Annotated in this window: 13 protein-coding genes; 9 read left to right on the top strand and 4 right to left on the bottom strand. The window is 68.9% G+C overall.

Annotated features, from left to right (window positions below):
• The first annotated feature begins 51 nt into the window (after window positions 1-51).
• The 4 genes from rimO to AC1XX3_RS15120 all read left to right on the top strand — a co-directional run bounded on the left by rimO (window position 52) and on the right by AC1XX3_RS15120 (window position 3,058).
• Window positions 52-1,554 (top strand): 30S ribosomal protein S12 methylthiotransferase RimO, encoded by a 1,503-nt coding sequence (gene rimO, locus AC1XX3_RS15135; protein ID WP_483321962.1) that lies wholly within the window; start codon window positions 52-54, stop codon window positions 1,552-1,554.
• Complete coding sequence (pgsA, locus tag AC1XX3_RS15130; protein WP_483321961.1) at window positions 1,547-2,149, top strand: CDP-diacylglycerol--glycerol-3-phosphate 3-phosphatidyltransferase; 603 nt, start codon at window positions 1,547-1,549, stop codon at window positions 2,147-2,149. Before rimO ends, pgsA begins: the two co-directional genes overlap by 8 nt.
• A complete protein-coding gene (locus AC1XX3_RS15125) occupies window positions 2,146-2,676 on the top strand; it encodes a CinA family protein (RefSeq protein ID WP_483321960.1) in 531 nt (176 codons plus the stop codon). The genes pgsA and AC1XX3_RS15125 overlap by 4 nt, the downstream gene beginning before the upstream one ends.
• Before the next feature lie 91 nt (window positions 2,677-2,767).
• Window positions 2,768-3,058 (top strand): helix-turn-helix domain-containing protein, encoded by a 291-nt coding sequence (locus tag AC1XX3_RS15120; RefSeq protein ID WP_483322120.1) that lies wholly within the window; start codon window positions 2,768-2,770, stop codon window positions 3,056-3,058.
• A gap of 91 nt (window positions 3,059-3,149) precedes the next feature.
• Here the strand turns inward: AC1XX3_RS15120 and AC1XX3_RS15115 are convergent, their stop codons facing one another.
• Window positions 3,150-7,754 carry an ATP-dependent helicase gene (locus AC1XX3_RS15115; protein WP_483321959.1) on the bottom strand — a complete coding sequence of 1,535 codons (4,605 nt, stop codon included), beginning with the start codon at window positions 7,752-7,754 and terminating at the stop codon, window positions 3,150-3,152.
• Window positions 7,755-7,989: 235 nt separating this feature from the next.
• On the opposite strand from AC1XX3_RS15115, the gene AC1XX3_RS15110 reads away from it, so the two are divergent.
• The 5 genes from AC1XX3_RS15110 to AC1XX3_RS15090 all read left to right on the top strand — a co-directional run bounded on the left by AC1XX3_RS15110 (window position 7,990) and on the right by AC1XX3_RS15090 (window position 13,576).
• Window positions 7,990-8,184, top strand: coding sequence for a DUF3046 domain-containing protein (locus tag AC1XX3_RS15110; protein ID WP_483321958.1), 195 nt, complete (start codon window positions 7,990-7,992; stop codon window positions 8,182-8,184).
• A gap of 236 nt (window positions 8,185-8,420) precedes the next feature.
• Window positions 8,421-9,467: a recombinase RecA gene (recA, locus tag AC1XX3_RS15105; protein WP_483321957.1), complete on the top strand. Its 1,047-nt coding sequence runs from the start codon at window positions 8,421-8,423 to the stop codon at window positions 9,465-9,467.
• A gap of 62 nt (window positions 9,468-9,529) precedes the next feature.
• Window positions 9,530-10,318 carry a regulatory protein RecX gene (locus AC1XX3_RS15100; RefSeq protein WP_483321956.1) on the top strand — a complete coding sequence of 263 codons (789 nt, stop codon included), beginning with the start codon at window positions 9,530-9,532 and terminating at the stop codon, window positions 10,316-10,318.
• A gap of 282 nt (window positions 10,319-10,600) precedes the next feature.
• On the top strand, window positions 10,601-12,250 hold the full coding sequence (gene rny / locus AC1XX3_RS15095; RefSeq protein ID WP_483321955.1) for a ribonuclease Y: 1,650 nt from the start codon (window positions 10,601-10,603) through the stop codon (window positions 12,248-12,250).
• A 129-nt stretch (window positions 12,251-12,379) separates the two neighbouring features.
• Window positions 12,380-13,576, top strand: a complete 1,197-nt coding sequence (locus AC1XX3_RS15090) for a cysteine desulfurase-like protein (protein ID WP_483321954.1) — start codon at window positions 12,380-12,382, stop codon at window positions 13,574-13,576.
• A gap of 59 nt (window positions 13,577-13,635) precedes the next feature.
• On the opposite strand, the gene AC1XX3_RS15085 is transcribed toward AC1XX3_RS15090, so the two are convergent.
• From AC1XX3_RS15085 to AC1XX3_RS15075, 3 genes are all read right to left on the bottom strand, one after another.
• A complete protein-coding gene (locus tag AC1XX3_RS15085; RefSeq protein WP_483321953.1) occupies window positions 13,636-14,559 on the bottom strand; it encodes an amino acid ABC transporter permease in 924 nt (307 codons plus the stop codon).
• Window positions 14,556-15,245: an amino acid ABC transporter permease gene (locus AC1XX3_RS15080; protein WP_483321952.1), complete on the bottom strand. Its 690-nt coding sequence runs from the start codon at window positions 15,243-15,245 to the stop codon at window positions 14,556-14,558. Before AC1XX3_RS15080 ends, AC1XX3_RS15085 begins: the two co-directional genes overlap by 4 nt.
• Window positions 15,246-15,309: 64 nt before the next feature.
• On the bottom strand, window positions 15,310-16,146 hold the full coding sequence (locus tag AC1XX3_RS15075; protein WP_483321951.1) for a glutamate ABC transporter substrate-binding protein: 837 nt from the start codon (window positions 16,144-16,146) through the stop codon (window positions 15,310-15,312).
• Window positions 16,147-16,171 lie beyond the last annotated feature (25 nt).

The raw sequence follows: 16,171 nt of genomic DNA, 5'->3' as shown, positions 1-16,171 counted from the left end.
GGACGCGCCGAGTGGGCAATCCGGCGCCCGATCGCGGATACTGAACGGGATATGACTGCTGCTGAACTGACCTCTGTCCACCTCGTGACCCTTGGCTGCGCCCGCAACGAGGTCGATTCCGAGGAGCTCGCCGGACGGCTGGAGGCGGGTGGCTTCCGATTGGTGGCCGACGCCGAGGACGCCGACGCGGTGATGGTCAACACCTGTGGTTTCGTCGAGGCGGCGAAGAAGGACTCGGTCGACACCTTGCTGGCCGCCGCCGACCTCAAGACCAACGGTCGTCCGCAGGCCGTGGTCGCTGTCGGCTGTCTGGCCGAGCGATACGGTGACCAGCTCGCCGACTCGCTGCCTGAGGCCGACGCTGTTCTCAGCTTCGACGACTACGCCGACGTGGCGAGCCGGCTGCAGGCCATCCTGGCGGGCGAGGCCCACGTCCCGCACGTACCCCGCGACCGGCGCAAGCTGTTGCCGCTGTCGCCGATCGCCCGCGCTGGGGCCGTGGGCACCACCGCGGTGCCCGGGCACGCGACCGGGCATGCGCCAACCCCGTCCGCCCTGCCTGCCGGGCTGGCGCCGGCCAGTGGTCCGCGGACCTTCCGCACCCGCCTCGACGGCGGTCCGGTGGCGCCGTTGAAGCTCGCCTCCGGCTGCGACCGGCGGTGCGCCTTCTGCGCCATCCCGTCGTTCCGCGGGGCGTACGTCTCCCGCCCGCCGGCCGATGTCCTCGCCGAAGCCTCCTGGCTCGCGTCACAGGGTGTGTCCGAGGTCTTCCTGGTCAGCGAGAACTCCTCCTCCTACGGCAAGGACCTGGGTGACATCCGGCTGCTGGAGAAGCTGCTGGAGCAGCTGGCTGCGGTCGACGGCCTGGAATGGGTGCGGGTGTCATACCTGCAGCCGGCCGAGATGCGTCCCGGTCTGGTGCAGGCGATCGCCGGCATCGACAAGGTGGTGCCTTACTTCGACCTGTCGTTCCAGCATGCCTCCGGTCCGGTCCTGCGTCGAATGCGCCGTTTCGGCGACCCTCAGTCGTTCCTCAACCTGATCGCCTCGATCCGCGAGCTCGCGCCCACCGCCGGCATTCGCAGCAATGTGATCTGCGGCTTCCCCGGCGAGACCGAGGCCGACGTCGACATCTTGTGCGACTTCTTGTCCGAAGCAGGTCTGGACGCCATCGGAGTGTTCGGCTACTCCGACGAGGACGGCACCGAGGCCGCCGGGCTGCCCGACCAGATCGACCCGGATGTGGTCGAGGAGCGGCGGGCCCGAGTGGCCGATCTGGCCGACGAGCTCGTGACGCAGCGAGCGGAGGAGCGGATCGGCGAGACGGTGCGGGTCCTGGTCGAGGAGATCGATGCGGACGAGGTGATCGGCCGGTCGGCCCACCAGGGTCCCGAGGTGGACGGCTGTACCCGGCTGACCGGGCATCCCGCTGCGTACCGGATCGGCATGTATGTCGATGCCGTCGTCGTCGACGCTGAGGGCGTGGACCTGGTCGCAGAGCCATGCAACCAGCTGCTGTCGGCGGTGGGCGGTTCGGACGGCTCACGTGGCTGAGCCGACACCGGTTGGACCGCCGCCGGAGACGACGCCCTGGAACATCCCGAACGCACTGACCGCGGTCCGGATCGTTCTGGTGCCGGTGTTCGCCTGGATGCTGCTGGCGCACCCGGACGAGAGCGGTTGGCGGGTGCTGACCGCTGCGGTGTTCACCGTCGCGATCCTGACCGACCTGCTCGACGGCCATCTGGCGCGGCGGCACGACATCGTGACGAAGTTCGGCAAGCTGGCCGACCCGATCGCCGACAAGGCCCTGACCGGGATGGCGTTCATCGGGTTGTCCATCATCGGCGAGCTGTGGTGGTGGGTCACTGCCGCGATCCTGGTCCGGGAGTGGGGGATCACCATTCTGCGGTTCGTGATGTTGCGCTACGGCGTGATGGCGGCCGGTCGGGGCGGCAAGCTCAAGACCGTGCTGCAGGCCGTCGCGGTGATCGCGTTCTTGCTGCCGCTGCCGCAATGGGCGTCCTGGCCGTCCTGGGTGCTGATGGCCGTGGCGTTCGTGGTCACCATCGTGACCGGTTTGGACTACATCCGTGAGGCTGTCGCGCTGCGGCGCCGAGCGACCGCCGATCTCCCACCCCGGCCGTGACCGAGCGGCCACCGGGGCCCGTCGACGTGGCGGTGGGCATCGATCCTGTTGCGGCGGAGGTGCTCGAACTGCTGCGGCTCCGGCGCCAGACGCTGGCCACGGCGGAGTCGCTCACCGGAGGACTGATCGGGCAGCTGCTGACGGAGGTCCCCGGGGCGTCGGCGGCGTACCGCGGCGGACTGATCACCTACGCGACCGAGCTGAAAGCCCTGCTGGCCGGCGTCGGGCAGGCCACGCTGGATCGCGACGGGCCGGTGGCTGCGACCACCGCGGCGGAGATGGCCTCCGGAGCCGCTCGCCGCTGCGTCGCCGACTGGGGGCTGTCGGTCACCGGGGTGGCTGGGCCCACCGAGCAGGACGGCCATCCGGTCGGTCAGGTCTTCGTCGGCATTGCACAGCTGCGCACCGACCGGGTGCAGGTGGTCGAACTGAACCTGACCGGCGACCGTGCGGCGATCCGCCGGCAGACCGCCGACGGGGCTTTGCACGCGCTGCGCGACGCCCTCGGAATGAGTGGCGCGGCCTGAGGCGTTACCACCAGCATCCGTGATGTGGTCGGTGCATCGAAGCAGTGTGGGTGTGGGTGGGTAGAGTCTTGGTATGCGACAGGAGCAAGCGTTGAAGCCAGTGCTGGTTCGCGAGCTGATTGGCGAGTCGCTACGCGAGGAGCGAGTCGGCCAGGGCAAGACCTTGCGCGAGGTGTCGAAGTCCGCGCGGGTGAGCCTGGGATACCTCTCGGAGGTGGAGCGCGGTCAGAAGGAAGCGTCCTCAGAGCTGCTGGCGTCGATCTGTTCGGCCTTGGACCTGCCGCTGTCCATCGTGCTCAACACAGTCAGCGAGAAGATGGCGACCTACGAGACCATCGCTGCACTGCCGACCATCCGTCCCGTCGCTCAGGCAGCTGCCTGACACTGGTCTCTCGTACGGCGGCATCGACCGACGCTCGCTCTGCCCTCGCGGTCAGTCGCGATGCCATGGAGTGACCGTTCGGCGGATGAGGTCAGACCGGCGTCCGTCCCGGCCGCGGACGCAGCCGCAGACCTTGCGGCGTCATCGCGAAGCCGGCCTCCTGTAACGCCGCGCTGACCGGCCCGGAGGTGAAGACATGACCCCCGTCAGCCCGCTCCACCGTCATCTTGCCCAGCAGCCCCGCGGAGACGGCCCGCGCCAGCGCCGCCGCCGCCGGCAGCAGCAGCTCTTCGTCCTCGCTGAACGACAACAGGGTCTTGCCGCCACGCTCGATGTAGAAGACGAGGTGGCCGTTCACCAGGGCTACCAGTGCGCCCGCCTTGCGACCCGGGCGGTGGCCCTCCCGCTCCGGCCAGGGCAGGGCTGCGCCGTACGGGTTGGCGGGGTCGCAGGCGGCCAGGATGACTGCCCGCTTGGCCTCGGACTCCTCGAGCTCGGCTCGCAGCCGGTCGACAGCGCCGGGCAGGGCGAACTGCGCCGCACCGAGCCCTTCGATGAAGTAGCCGCGTCGGCACTGGCCGGATTCCTCCAGGCTGCTCAGCGCACGGTAGGCCGTGCCGAAACCGCCCGGGGAGTCCTCGGTCATCACGCTGCCGCGGGTCACCACGCCATAGCGGTCCAGCTGGGCGAAGATCTCGTTGGTCAAGATGGTGCGGGCGTCCTGCGGAGACCGTTCCACCAAGGACCAGCGACCGGCCGTGGTCGGCGACAGGGTACGAACTGGCAGGCGCGGGCGACCGGGCCTGCCCGTCAGTCGGCCGCGGTGCACCCGGGAGGATGGCTGTCGAGGCCGCTTCAGGGTCCCGCCGGTGGTCAGGGCGCGGACCGGTGCGAAGGTGTCTCCGGTGATCAGTCCTGCCCACACCAGCTCCCACAGCGCATTGACGTAGGACGAACGCTCGCCCGCGTCGGGATCGGCGCCATCGGCGCCGGCGCGCAGCAGCCCGTCGAAGAAGTAGGCGCCGCCGGGCGCGAACGACTCGAGCAGTGCGACCGCGGTACGGCTCTCCGGCTCGCTCCGCGGGGCGACCGGCTCCATGCCGGCCAGATAGAACCGGACCCACCCGTCGGACTCACCGACCGCACCGTCACCGACCCAGTAGACCTCGCCGGTGGTGGTCAGCTCGTCCAGCATCGCCGGCCGATAGTCAGCGACGCGGGCCGGCAGCACCACCGACTCGACAGCACTCGCCGGCATCGGATAGCCCGCGAGCTGCTCGATCGCCGACAGGACGGCGTCGACGCCGCGGCTCGGGCTGCTGACACCCTGCCACCCGGCGAGGAAGCGGGCGAAGGCGACCTGATCCACGGGCTCGACGCCCTTGCGCAAGCGCGCCAGCGTCCGTCGCTTGATCAATGCGAGCACGGTGGCCGAGCAGTACTGCTGCCGGTCCGGTACATCGTCGAGGTCGACGAAGGATCCCGAGACCAAGGTGCCCGGACCCCGCAACGCCTCGCAGGCCGCCGCCACCACGGACAATCCCAGCCCGTAGCGTCTGGCCACCACGGAGGCGGCGAACGGGCCGTGGGTGCGGGCCCACCGCAGCACCAGGTCCGCGATGGGGTGATCGGCGGTCTCGCCGAAGGATGCCGCCACGCCGGGCGGCACCGGGATCCCGAGCCCGTCCCGTAGCCGCGGAACGTCCTCGGTGACGGCGACCATCGCGGCGCCGGCGATCCGCACCCGCACCACCCGCCGGGCCAGGGCCAGCTGCTCGACCGCGTCGGTGACGTCCAGGTCCGGTCCGCTGCGCTGCCGGAGCTCGTCCAGGGTGAACGGGCCGGCGGTGCGGATGAGGTCGAAGAGCTGCTCGATGCTGGTCGCTCGTCGTTCCTCACTCAGACCCTGCAGGTCGGCCTCGGTGGCGGCGATAACCTCGGAATCCAGCAGCTGCTTCAGCCCGTCCTTGCCGAGCAGCTCGGCCAGCAGGGTGGCGTCCAGCGACAGCGCGGCCGCCTTCTTCTCCGCCAGCGGCACGTCACCCTCGTAGACGAAGGCACCGACGTAGCCGAACAACAGTGACTTGGCGAACGGTGACGGCTCGGTGGTCTGAACCTCGACCAGCCGGAGGGTACGCGCGGCCAGCTGCCGCTGGACGTCCAGCAGGCCGTCGAGATCGAACACATCGGTCAGACACTCGCGCATCGTCTCCAACACGATGGGGAACTCCTGGTACTGCGCGGCGACGCTGAGCAGCTGGGCGGATCGCATCCGCTGCTGCCACAGCGGTGAGCGTGCCTTCGGGTCGCGCCGCGGCAGCAACAGCGCCCGTGCGGCGCACTCCCGGAAACGCGAGGCGAACAGGGCCGATGAGCCGACCTCCTCGGTGACGATCGACTCGAGCAGCTCAGGGTCGACCATGATCAGGTCGGCGCTGGGCGGATCGGTCTCGGTGTCGGGGATCCGCAGCACCATGCCGTCGTTGGTGGCCGTCGCCTGCACCTCCATCCCGTACCGCTCGCGAGCGGTGTGCTCGACCGCCAGCGCCCACGGGGCGAGGATGCCCGAGCCCAGGGGGGAGTGCACGCACACCCGCCAGTCGCCCAGCTCGTCTCGGAACCGCTCGAAGACGATCGAGCGATCCGTGGGCAGGGCACCGGTGGCTTGCTGCTGCTCAGCGAGATAGCTGACGAGGTTGTCCGCGGCCCAGGCATCGAGCCCCGAACGGGCCAGCCGCTCCCGCGCCGCGGCCGGCTCCAGTGCTGCCACCTCCCGGACGAACTGGCCGAAGGCACGACCCAGCTCGGCGGGGCGGCCGGGGGAGTCGCCCTTCCAGAAGGGCAGCCGACCCGGCACGCCGGGGGCGGGGGACACCAGGACCTGGTCGTGCGTGATCTGCTCCACCCGCCAGCTGGTGGTGCCGAGGGTGAAGACGTCGCCGACGCGGGATTCGTAGACCATCTCCTCGTCGAGCTCGCCGACCCGGCGACCGGGATTGTGCTTGCCGGACGCGGAGCCCTCCCCGACCAGGAAGACTCCGAACAGCCCGCGGTCGGGGATGGTGCCGCCCGAGGTCACGGCCAGCCGCTGCGCACCGGGACGGGCGGTCAGCACGCCGGTGTCGCGCTGCCACACCAAGCGCGGGCGCAGCTCGGCGAAGTCCTCTGAGGGGTAGCGACCGCTGAGCATGTCGAGCACGGCTTCGAAGGCACTGTGCGGCAGGTCCTGATAGCTGCTGGCCCGGCGGACCAGAGCGAACAGCTCGTCGACCTTCATCTCGCCACCGACGACGATGGCGACGATCTGCTGGGCGAGCACGTCCAGCGGGTTGCGCAGCTCGGCGACCTCCTCGATCGCGCCGGCCCGCATCCGTTCGACGACGACCGCTGACTCGATCAGATCACCGCGGTGGTTGGGGAAGAAGACCCCCCGCGACACCGCACCGACCTGGTGCCCCGCGCGGCCTACCCGCTGCAGGCCGCTGGCCACCGACGGGGGCGCCTCGACCTGGACAACGATGTCGACCGCTCCCATGTCGATACCCAGCTCGAGTGAGGAGGTCGCCACCACGCAGGGCAGCAGTCCGGACTTCAAGTCGGCCTCGATGTGGGCGCGCTGCTCCTTGCTGACCGAGCCGTGGTGGGCGCGCGCGATCACCGGTGTGGTGCTGCCGTCCCGGCCGGCCGAGGTGTCCGACTGGGCCATGATCTGCGCCGGTGGGGCGATGTCGCCCGGCGTTGCCTCACCGAGTCGCTCCGCGTGCAACTCGTTGAGGTGGGCCGTCAACCGCTCGGCCAGGCGACGCGAGTTGGCGAAGACGATGGTGGAGCGGTGCGCCTCGATGAGGTCGAGGATCTGGCTCTCGACATGCGGCCAGATCGAGGGCCGCTGGGTCGGCGCCTCGTCCTCGAGCGAGGCGTCCGGGCGAGCCGCGCCACCGAGGTTGCTCATGTCCTCCACCGGCACGACCACGGAGAGGTCCCAGGCCTTGTCCGCCGGCGGCGCGACGACCGTGACGGGGTGCATCCCGCCGAGGAACCGAGCCACCCGCTCGGCTGGGCGTACCGTCGCGGACAGCCCGATCCGCTGGATCGGCCGGGGTCGGTCGGACTCGGCCACCAACGCGTCCAGCCGCTCCAGCGAGAGCGCGAGATGGGCGCCGCGCTTGCTGCCGGCCAGTGCGTGCACCTCATCGACGATCACTGTCTCCACCTGCCGCAGCACGTCGCGCGCTGCGGAGGTCAGCATCAAGAACAGCGACTCTGGGGTGGTGATCAAGATGTCCGGCGGCTTGCTGGTGAGGCGGCGCCGGTCGGCGGCCGGGGTGTCACCGGAGCGGACGCCCACGGCGACATCGGGAGCCGGTTGGCCGAGTCGCAAGGCGGTCTGGCCGATCCCGGCGAGCGGCGCCCGGAGGTTGCGCTCGACATCCACCGCGAGCGCCTTGAGCGGCGAGACGTAGAGAACTCGGCAGCGTTGCTTGGTCGGCGGTGTCGGCCGGCGGGTCAACCCGTCGAGGGCCCAGAGGAAGGCCGCCAGGGTCTTGCCCGAGCCGGTGGGAGCGATGACCAGCGCGTTCTGCCCCGCGGAGATGGCCTCCCAGGCGCCCGTCTGGGCCCGGGTGGGTTCGGCGAACACCTCCCGGAACCACGTCGCCGTGGCGGGAGCGAACGCATCGAGCGGGGACGCTGCCATACCTCTATCTTGCCTGTGGCCACCGACAGTTCCGGTTCCTGTCGTCAGATGCCGGGATCGACGTCCGGGTCGACGTCGGTCACCGTGGGTCTGGAGCCGATCGCGGCACCCGCCGGTGAGGTGACCCGCTCGCCTCAGCCCTCTAGGCTGTCGGCGTGCTTCTGCTCCGCGTCCCGCTCCCGCTGCCCTCGTCGGGCCCGTGCCGACTCGGAACGAGACTTCATGGCGGGCCGCGATGAAGGAGACCGAGCTGTGGCTGCGGATGCAAACCCATCTGGGTGACGTGTACTGCCGGGTCTGGGCGGCCGAGTACAGCCTGGTCGAGCTGGGGGACCGCACGGTGATGCAGGCGCTGGCCGATGGGGAGCCGTGCAAGAAGATCTGGCGGGCGGTCTGGGCGGCTCTCGAGCTGCCCGCGCGGGACCGCTGACCGCGGCTGTCGAGTTCTGCGCCGCGGGTCCACCACTGACCTCGGTGATTCCCGGTCGGGCATCGGCGTGTCGGTTCCGGTTCGAACAGGTGTTCGGTAAGTTGTGCACTGGGTCGAGGACGGCTGGACGTCATCCACAGCCCATCGGCTCGCCGAACGACTGTCAGTGGCCGTCTCTAGAGTCACCGACACGAAGTCACACAAACGCCTGACACGGGCGAAGGGAAGGATTCACGATGGCCGTCGCAGACCGCAGCAAGGCGCTCGACACCGCACTTGCACAGATCGAGAAGCAGCATGGCAAGGGGTCGGTGATGCGGCTCGGTGAAGAGACGCGTGCGCCGATCGAGGTCATTCCGACCGGATCCATCGCACTGGATATCGCCCTCGGCATCGGTGGCCTGCCCCGCGGCCGCGTGGTGGAGATCTACGGCCCGGAGTCCAGCGGTAAGACGACAGTGGCGTTGCACGCCATCGCCAACGCCCAGGCGGCCGGCGGCATCTGTGCCTTCATCGACGCCGAGCACGCGCTCGACCCGGACTATGCCCAGCGTCTCGGCGTCGACACCGACGCCCTGCTGGTCAGCCAGCCCGACAACGGTGAGCAGGCCCTGGAGATCGCCGACATGCTGGTCCGGTCGGGCGCCTTGGACCTCATCGTCATCGACTCGGTCGCCGCCCTGACCCCACGGGCCGAGATCGAGGGCGAGATGGGTGACAGCCACGTCGGTCTGCAGGCCCGACTGATGAGTCAGGCGCTGCGGAAGATGACCGGCGCGCTGAGCGGTGCGGGCACCACCTGCATCTTCATCAACCAGCTGCGCGAGAAGATCGGCGTCATGTTCGGGTCGCCGGAGACCACCACCGGTGGCAAGGCGCTCAAGTTCTACTCGTCAGTGCGTCTGGACGTGCGACGGATCGAGACCCTCAAGGACGGCCAGGACATGGTCGGCAACCGCACCCGGGTCAAGGTGGTCAAGAACAAGGTGGCGCCGCCCTTCAAGCAGGCCGAGTTCGACATCCTGTACGGCAAGGGCATCAGCCGTGAGGGCAGCCTGATCGACATGGGTGTCGAGTCCGGCATCGTTCGCAAGGCAGGCGCCTGGTTCACCTACGACGCCGACCAGCTGGGCCAGGGCAAGGAGAATGCTCGCAACTACCTGCTCAACAACCCCGACCTGGCCGACGAGCTGGAGAAGAAGATCAAAGAGAAGATGGGGATCGGCCCGCAGGTCGACGTGCCCGCTGGAGTTGACCCGGTCACCGGCGAGGTCGCCTTCTAGACCATCTCAGGTCGGGCGGCCGACGCCGTCCGACCCGACTGGTCGATCGTCAGGAAGGGCAGATGAGCTCCGATAGGACCCAGGCCGCCAGGGATGCGGCCGACGCCGTACGCCAGGCGCAGTCATGGCTCGCCGAGCGTGGGGTGACACCGGCCCCGCTGGAGTCGGTGTCCTCGCTCGGTCCCAGCACCAAGCCACCGCGGTCTGAGCGGACAACTCGTCGCGGTCGGGCCACCGCCGCCACGCCCCACGAGGCTGACGCCGACGAGGCCGACACTGGTCCACCCGGCCCTGGTTCAGGGGACCCTGGTTCACCCGGCCCCGGTTCACTCGACACCGGTTCACTCGATACCGGTCCACTCGACCCTGGCGCACGCGCCGAGGCAGTCGATACTGCCCGCACCATCGTGCTTCGCAAGCTGAGCGCGTCGGCGCGGACCCGGCAGGAGCTGCACAAGGCCCTGAAGGCCAAGGACGTCCCCGACGAGGTGAGTGAGTCGGTGCTGGATCGGATGGAAGACGTCGGGCTGGTGAACGACGCCGAGTTCGCACGGGGCTGGGTCGCCTCACGCCAAGCCCGGCGACACCTGTCAAAGAGCGCGTTGCGGCGTGAGCTGACCAGCAAGGGTGTGGCGCGCGACGAGATCGACACCGCGCTCGAGTCGGTCGACGCAGACGACGAATATGACGCCGCCATCCGGTTGGCGCGCAAGAAACACCGGTCGATGACCGGCCTGGCGCGCGAGGTCCAGTACCGCCGGTTGGCCGGCGCCCTCGGACGGCGGGGGTTCGGATCAAGCGTCATGAGCAGGGTCCTGGCGGAGGTTTTGGACTCCTCACCGACCGACTGAGGAACCGGTTCCCCCGAGGGTGCCAGTGCTTGACCACGGGCAGTGGCGCACATACTCTGCCAATACGAGGGTTGAAGCACGCTTAACCGATATGAACTGACTCCGCGGTGCCCCCGCACTCGCGGTTTGACCATGATCACACTTGTTCGACTTTGATGAGAGGCTCGTCTGGCGTGCCCAGCGGCCGACCCCCAGGGCGTCGGTGCGGCTCGGGTTTTCCATATCGACGTAGGTGCTGCACACCCTCCCGACACACGCGTGAGCGTGAGAACGGAGCGCGAGATGACCAACGGCATGATTGGCATCCTGGTCCTGTTGAGCCTGCTCCTGCTGACTGCCGCCGTCGTGGTGGGGATCATCGTTGTGACCCGACGGACCGGACGGGCTCTTCCCGCCGCTTCCGCCCAAGAGCTTCCGGTCGCCACACAGGTCCTCGACCCGGCGGTGCTGGACGAGATAGAGATGCGTCGCACCGAGGCCGACGAGTATCACCGTGAGCTGCGCTCGCAAGCGGAGGACTACGACCAGACGGTGCGGTCGAAGGCTGACGAGATGGTGCGTCTGGCCCGCGAGACCAGGGCTGCGGCCGAGGACGAAGTCCGGTCCCGGCGAGCGGAGATGCGTGAGCAGCGGGTCGAGCTGGAGCGCAGGGAGCAGCGGCTGGCCGACCGTGAGGAACGCCTCGATGCCGAGTCGCGCAGCCTGGACGAACGAGCTCAACAGCTGGACGAGGCCAAGGCCGAGCTGAAGCTGAAGCGGCGGGCCCTGGCGGACAGCGAAGCGGAGCAACGTCAGGCCCTGGAACGGGTGGCTGGCCTCACCGCGGACCAGGCGAAGGCCGAGCTGGTCGCCATGGTCGAGAACGAGGCCAAGCGCCAGGCGGTGCTGGTCGCCCGCGACATCGAGCGCCAGGCCGTCCGCGAGGCGGAGGTCAAGGCCCGAAACATCGTCGTCGGTGCCATCCAACGGGTCGCTTCGGAGCAGACGTCGGAGTCGGTGGTCTCCGCGGTGCATCTGCCCGGCGATGACATGAAGGGACGCATCATCGGCCGAGAGGGCCGCAACATCCGCTCGTTCGAGCAGGTCACGGGGGTGAACGTCATGATCGACGACACCCCGGAGTCGGTGCTGCTCTCCTGCTTCGACCCTGTGCGGCGGGAGACGGCGCGGATGACCCTGACCGAGCTCGTCAAGGACGGTCGCATCCACCCGGCCCGGATCGAGGAGGTCCACGAGCGCAGCAAGGCGCAGATCTCCGAGCAGTGCCTGCGGGCGGCCGAAGACGCGATGGCCGAGGTCGGTATCTCCGACCTGCATCCCTCGCTGATCCCCATTCTCGGCACCCTGCGCTATCGCACTTCGTACGGTCAGAACGTGCTGAAGCACCTCATCGAGTGCGCCCACATCGCTGGCCTGATGGCCGCGGAGCTGGGTCTGGACGTGGCTCAGTGCAAGCGGGCCGCGTTCCTGCATGACATCGGCAAGGCGCTCACCCACGAAGTGGAGGGTTCGCACGCGCTGATCGGGGCCGACCTGGCGCGCAAGTACGGCGAGCACCCCGACATCGTGCACGCCATCGAGGCTCACCACAACGAGGTGGAGGTCAAGACCGTCGAGGCCGTGCTGACCCAGGCCGCCGACGCCATCAGCGGCAGCCGTCCCGGGGCGCGCCGCGAGAGCCTCGAGTCCTACGTTCAGCGGCTGGAGCGACTGGAGGAGATCGCCGGCGCCCGTGACGGCGTGGACAAGGTGTTCGCCATGCAGGCCGGGCGCGAGATCCGGGTCATGGTCGCTCCCGACGTGGTGGACGACATCGAGGCGCAGGTGCTGGCCCGCGACATCGCCAAGCAGATCGAGGAGGAGCTGACCTACCCGGGCCAGATCCGCATCACCGTGGTTCGGGAGTCCCGCGCCACCGAGACCGCCCGCTGAGCCGCTCCGAGTTGTCCGCGGCGCGGGACCCTGCCGCAAGGTCCGACGCCCGCGGTGCAGAGGGGTCGGTCTAGACTCCCGGAGTTCCCTCTGCCCGCCTGCCTCGCAGCACAGACCACCAGGACGGTCATGACCTTCGACGTCGAGCGCATGCGCGCGGACTTCCCCTCACTCGCCTCCGGCACTGCCCACTTCGACGCCCCCGGCGGAACCCAGACTCCGGAGCCGGTGTTCGCGGCGATGGCGGCTGCCCTGCGCGCGCCGCTGTCGAATCGCGGCTCCCGGACACCCGCCGAACGCAACGCGGACCAGATCGTGGGCGAGGCGCGGCTGGCCATGGCCGACCTGTTGGGTGCCGAGCGCAGGGGCGTGATCTTCGGCCGCAGCGCGACCCAGCTGACCTTCGACCTGGCCCGGACCCTTGCAGCCGGGTGGGGCCCTGGCGACGAGGTGATCGTCACGCGGCTCGACCATGACGCCAATATCCGACCGTGGGTCATCGCCGCCGAGCGGGCCGGTGCGACGGTCCGGTGGGCCGACTTCGACCCTGCGACCGGTGAGCTGGCCCCCGAGGCAATCGGCGAGCTGCTCTGTGAGCGGACCCGGCTGGTGGCGGTGACCGCCGCCAGCAACCTGATCGGCACCATGCCGGACCTGGCCGCGATCGCAGCGCTGGTGCACGGCGCCGGGGCCCTGCTCTGCGTTGACGGGGTGCACTACACAGCGCACGCGTCGGTGGACGTACGTACGCTCGGTGCCGACTTCTTCACCTGCTCGGCGTACAAGTTCCTCGGTCCGCACCACGGCATCCTGGCCGCCGCACCCGACCTGCTGGAGACCTTGCATCCGGACAAGCTGCTGCCGTCCTCGGATGCCGTGCCGGAACGGTTCGAGCTGGGCACATTGCCCTACGAGATGCTGGCCGGCACCCGCGCCGCAGTCGACTATCTGGCGGGCTTCGGTCAGGGAGCCACCCGCCGCCAACGCCTCGAGACGGCGCGGGTGAGCTTTGAGAGCCATGAGACGGGGCTGCGCGACGAGCTCGAGGCCGGACTGGCCGAGCTGAGGGCCGTCGTCTACAGCCGCGCGGACCGGCGGACCTCGACCGTCTTGTTCGACCTGCCCGGGCATCGCCCCGTCGAGGTGGCGGACCACCTCGGCTCGCGAGCCATCAGTGCACCTGCCGGTCACTTCTATGCCATTGAAGCGTCGCGGCAGCTGGGTCTTGGTGACCGGGGCGCGGTCCGCGTCGGGCTGGCCCCCTACAGCAGCGGTGACGACGTGGCTCGGCTGCTCGCCGCACTACGCGAGCTGGCGAGCAGCTGAGCCACTACGCGAGCTGGGCGAGCCGGCCGAGCGTCGGTGCCACTGCGCGAGCTGGCGGCTCACCGCGCGGGATGAGTCCCGGTCCCAGGCTCGGCCAGCGCGGCCGACGACCCCGCCGCACCCGCGTTCATCAGCAGGTCCGCCGGCGGCGTCTTTCCGCCCCGGCCGCTGATCTGCAGCCGCCGCTCGAGCAGCCGGGCCACCCGGGTCAGCGCGTAGTTGATGAGGATGAAGATGGCTGCGGTCACGATCAAGGTCGGGATCAGGTTGCCCTTGCCGCTGGCGAAGTTCTGTCCGGCGCGGATCAGCTCCGGATAGCTGATGATGTAGCCCAGTGCGGTGTCTTTGAGGATGACCACCAGCTGGCTGACCAGTGACGGGAGCATGGCCGTGATGGCTTGCGGCAGCAGGATGGAGATCAGGGTCTGGTTCGCCGACATGCCGATCGCCAGTCCGGCCTCTCGCTGACCGCTGGGCAGGGAGTACACCCCGGAGCGGATCAGCTCGGCGATGACGCTCGAGTTGTAGAACGTCAGGCCGGCGACCACGCCGAACAGCGACAGCCCGGGGCCGCTGATCTGGAGGGCGTAGATGCCGACGTAATAGAAGAACAGCATCATCATCAGCACCGGCACCGAGCGGAAGAACTCGACGAAGATCCCGCAGACGACGCGCAACGGCCCCAGCGTGGACAGCCGACCCATGCCGAGCAGGACGCCGAGGACGGCGGACAGCACCACGGCCAGCCCGGCTGCCTTGATCGTGGCCCACAGGCCCGGCAGCAGATAGGAGACCCAGGCCTGGCTGGTCAGGAACGGGCTCCACTTCGCGGCCGTCAGCTGGTCGTTCGCGGGGTCGGCCAGCCCGCGAATGATCGCGTACAGCAGGGCGGCGATGCAGATGGCCCCGATCACGGCGAAGACGCGATAGCGGCGGATGGCCCGAGGGCCGGGTGCGTCGAAGAGGACCGACTGGGCGCTCATCGTTGCACCGACAGCTTTCGTGACGCCGCGGTGACCACTAGGCCCATCGGCAGGGTGAGGATGACGAAGCCGAGAGCCATGATGGCGAAGATTCCGTACAGCAGCGAGCTGTTGAACTCGAGCATGTTCTTCATGGTCAGACCGGCCTCGGCCACGCCGATGGTCGCGAGCACCGTGGTGTTCTTGGTCAGGGCGATCAGGGTGTTACCCAACGGAGCGATCGAACCACGGAACGCCTGTGGCAAGACGATGGAGCTCAGGGTGGGGACGAAGGACAGTCCGATGGCGCGGGCGGCCTCAGCCTGGCCCTGCGGGACGGTGTTGATGCCGCTGCGGAGCGCCTCGGCCACGAACGAGGCGTGATAGACCGACAAGGCGACCAGCCCGAAGCGGAAGTTGTTGTCGACGATGAAGGTCGGCGAGTCCGCCGGCGCCAACGTGATGCCGAGGGTGTTGGAGATGCCGAACGCGCAGAAGAAGACGATCAGCGTCAGCGGGGTGTTGCGAATGAGGGTGACGTACGCCGCGCCGAAGCCCTGGAAGACGGCGACGGGGGACACCCGCATGACGGCGACGAGAGTGCCGATCACCAGCGAGCCGATCGCGGAGAAGAACGTCAGCTTGATGGTCATCCAGAAGGCGGCGAAGACGTTGTACTCACTCAGCAACGTGCGCAGGGCTTCCACGGACCCTCCTTTCGATCAGAGACCGTGGCCGGGCGGTCGCTGAGGACCACCCGGCCACCTGGACTCAGGAGCAGGCGTCAGCCTTCGGGGGGTTGGTGCTGGTGTCGGGCTTGAAGCCGGACTTGCCGACCGTTTCGTCCAGCGCCTTCTGCCATGAGCCGTCCGAGACCATCTTCTCGACCGCGGCATTGATCTTGCCGCAGAGCTCGGTGTCACCCATCTTGATGCCGATGCCGTAGCGCTCCTCGGAGAACGGCTTGCCGACCACCTTGAGCTTGCCCTGGTACTGCGACTGTGCGGCGAAGCCGGCCAGAATGACGTTATCGGTGGTGACGGCGTCGATGGAGCCGGAGTTCAGGGCCTCGACGCACTTGGAGTAGGTGTCGTACTCCTGCAACTGCACCGTGGAGGCGTAGTTGTCCTTGATCTTCTTGGCTGAGGTGGAACCGGCGACGGAGCAGAGCTTCTTGCCGTTCATCGTCTCGGGGCCGGTGATGTCGTTGTTGTCAGACTTGACCAGCAGATCCTGACCAGCGATGAAGTATGGCCCGGCGAAGGAGATCTTCTTCTTCCGGTCGTCGGTGATCGAGTAGGTGGCGAAGATCATCTTCACCTGTCCGCTCTGCAGCAGCGTCTCGCGCTGGGCCGACGGGGACTCCATGAACTTGACGTCGGTGTAGCCGAGGTCCTTGGCCACATACTTGGCCACCTCGACGTCGAAACCGGTGTACTCCGAGCCCTCCTGCAGACCCAGACCCGGCTGGTCGTACTTGATGCCGATGGTGATCGGGCCACCCGTGCCCGGGTCGCCGCCGGCTTCGCCGTCACTTCCGCAGGCCGCCGCGGTCAGGGCCAGGCCGGCACAGGCGGCAAAGGTGAGGACTTTCGTGGTGATCTTCATGCATTCCTCCATCGTGGGGCAGATG

This window comes from Microlunatus sp. M237, from assembly GCF_056896895.1.
Note: the sequence above shows the minus strand (reverse complement) of the source record. Positions and strands in the feature narration are given on the sequence as shown.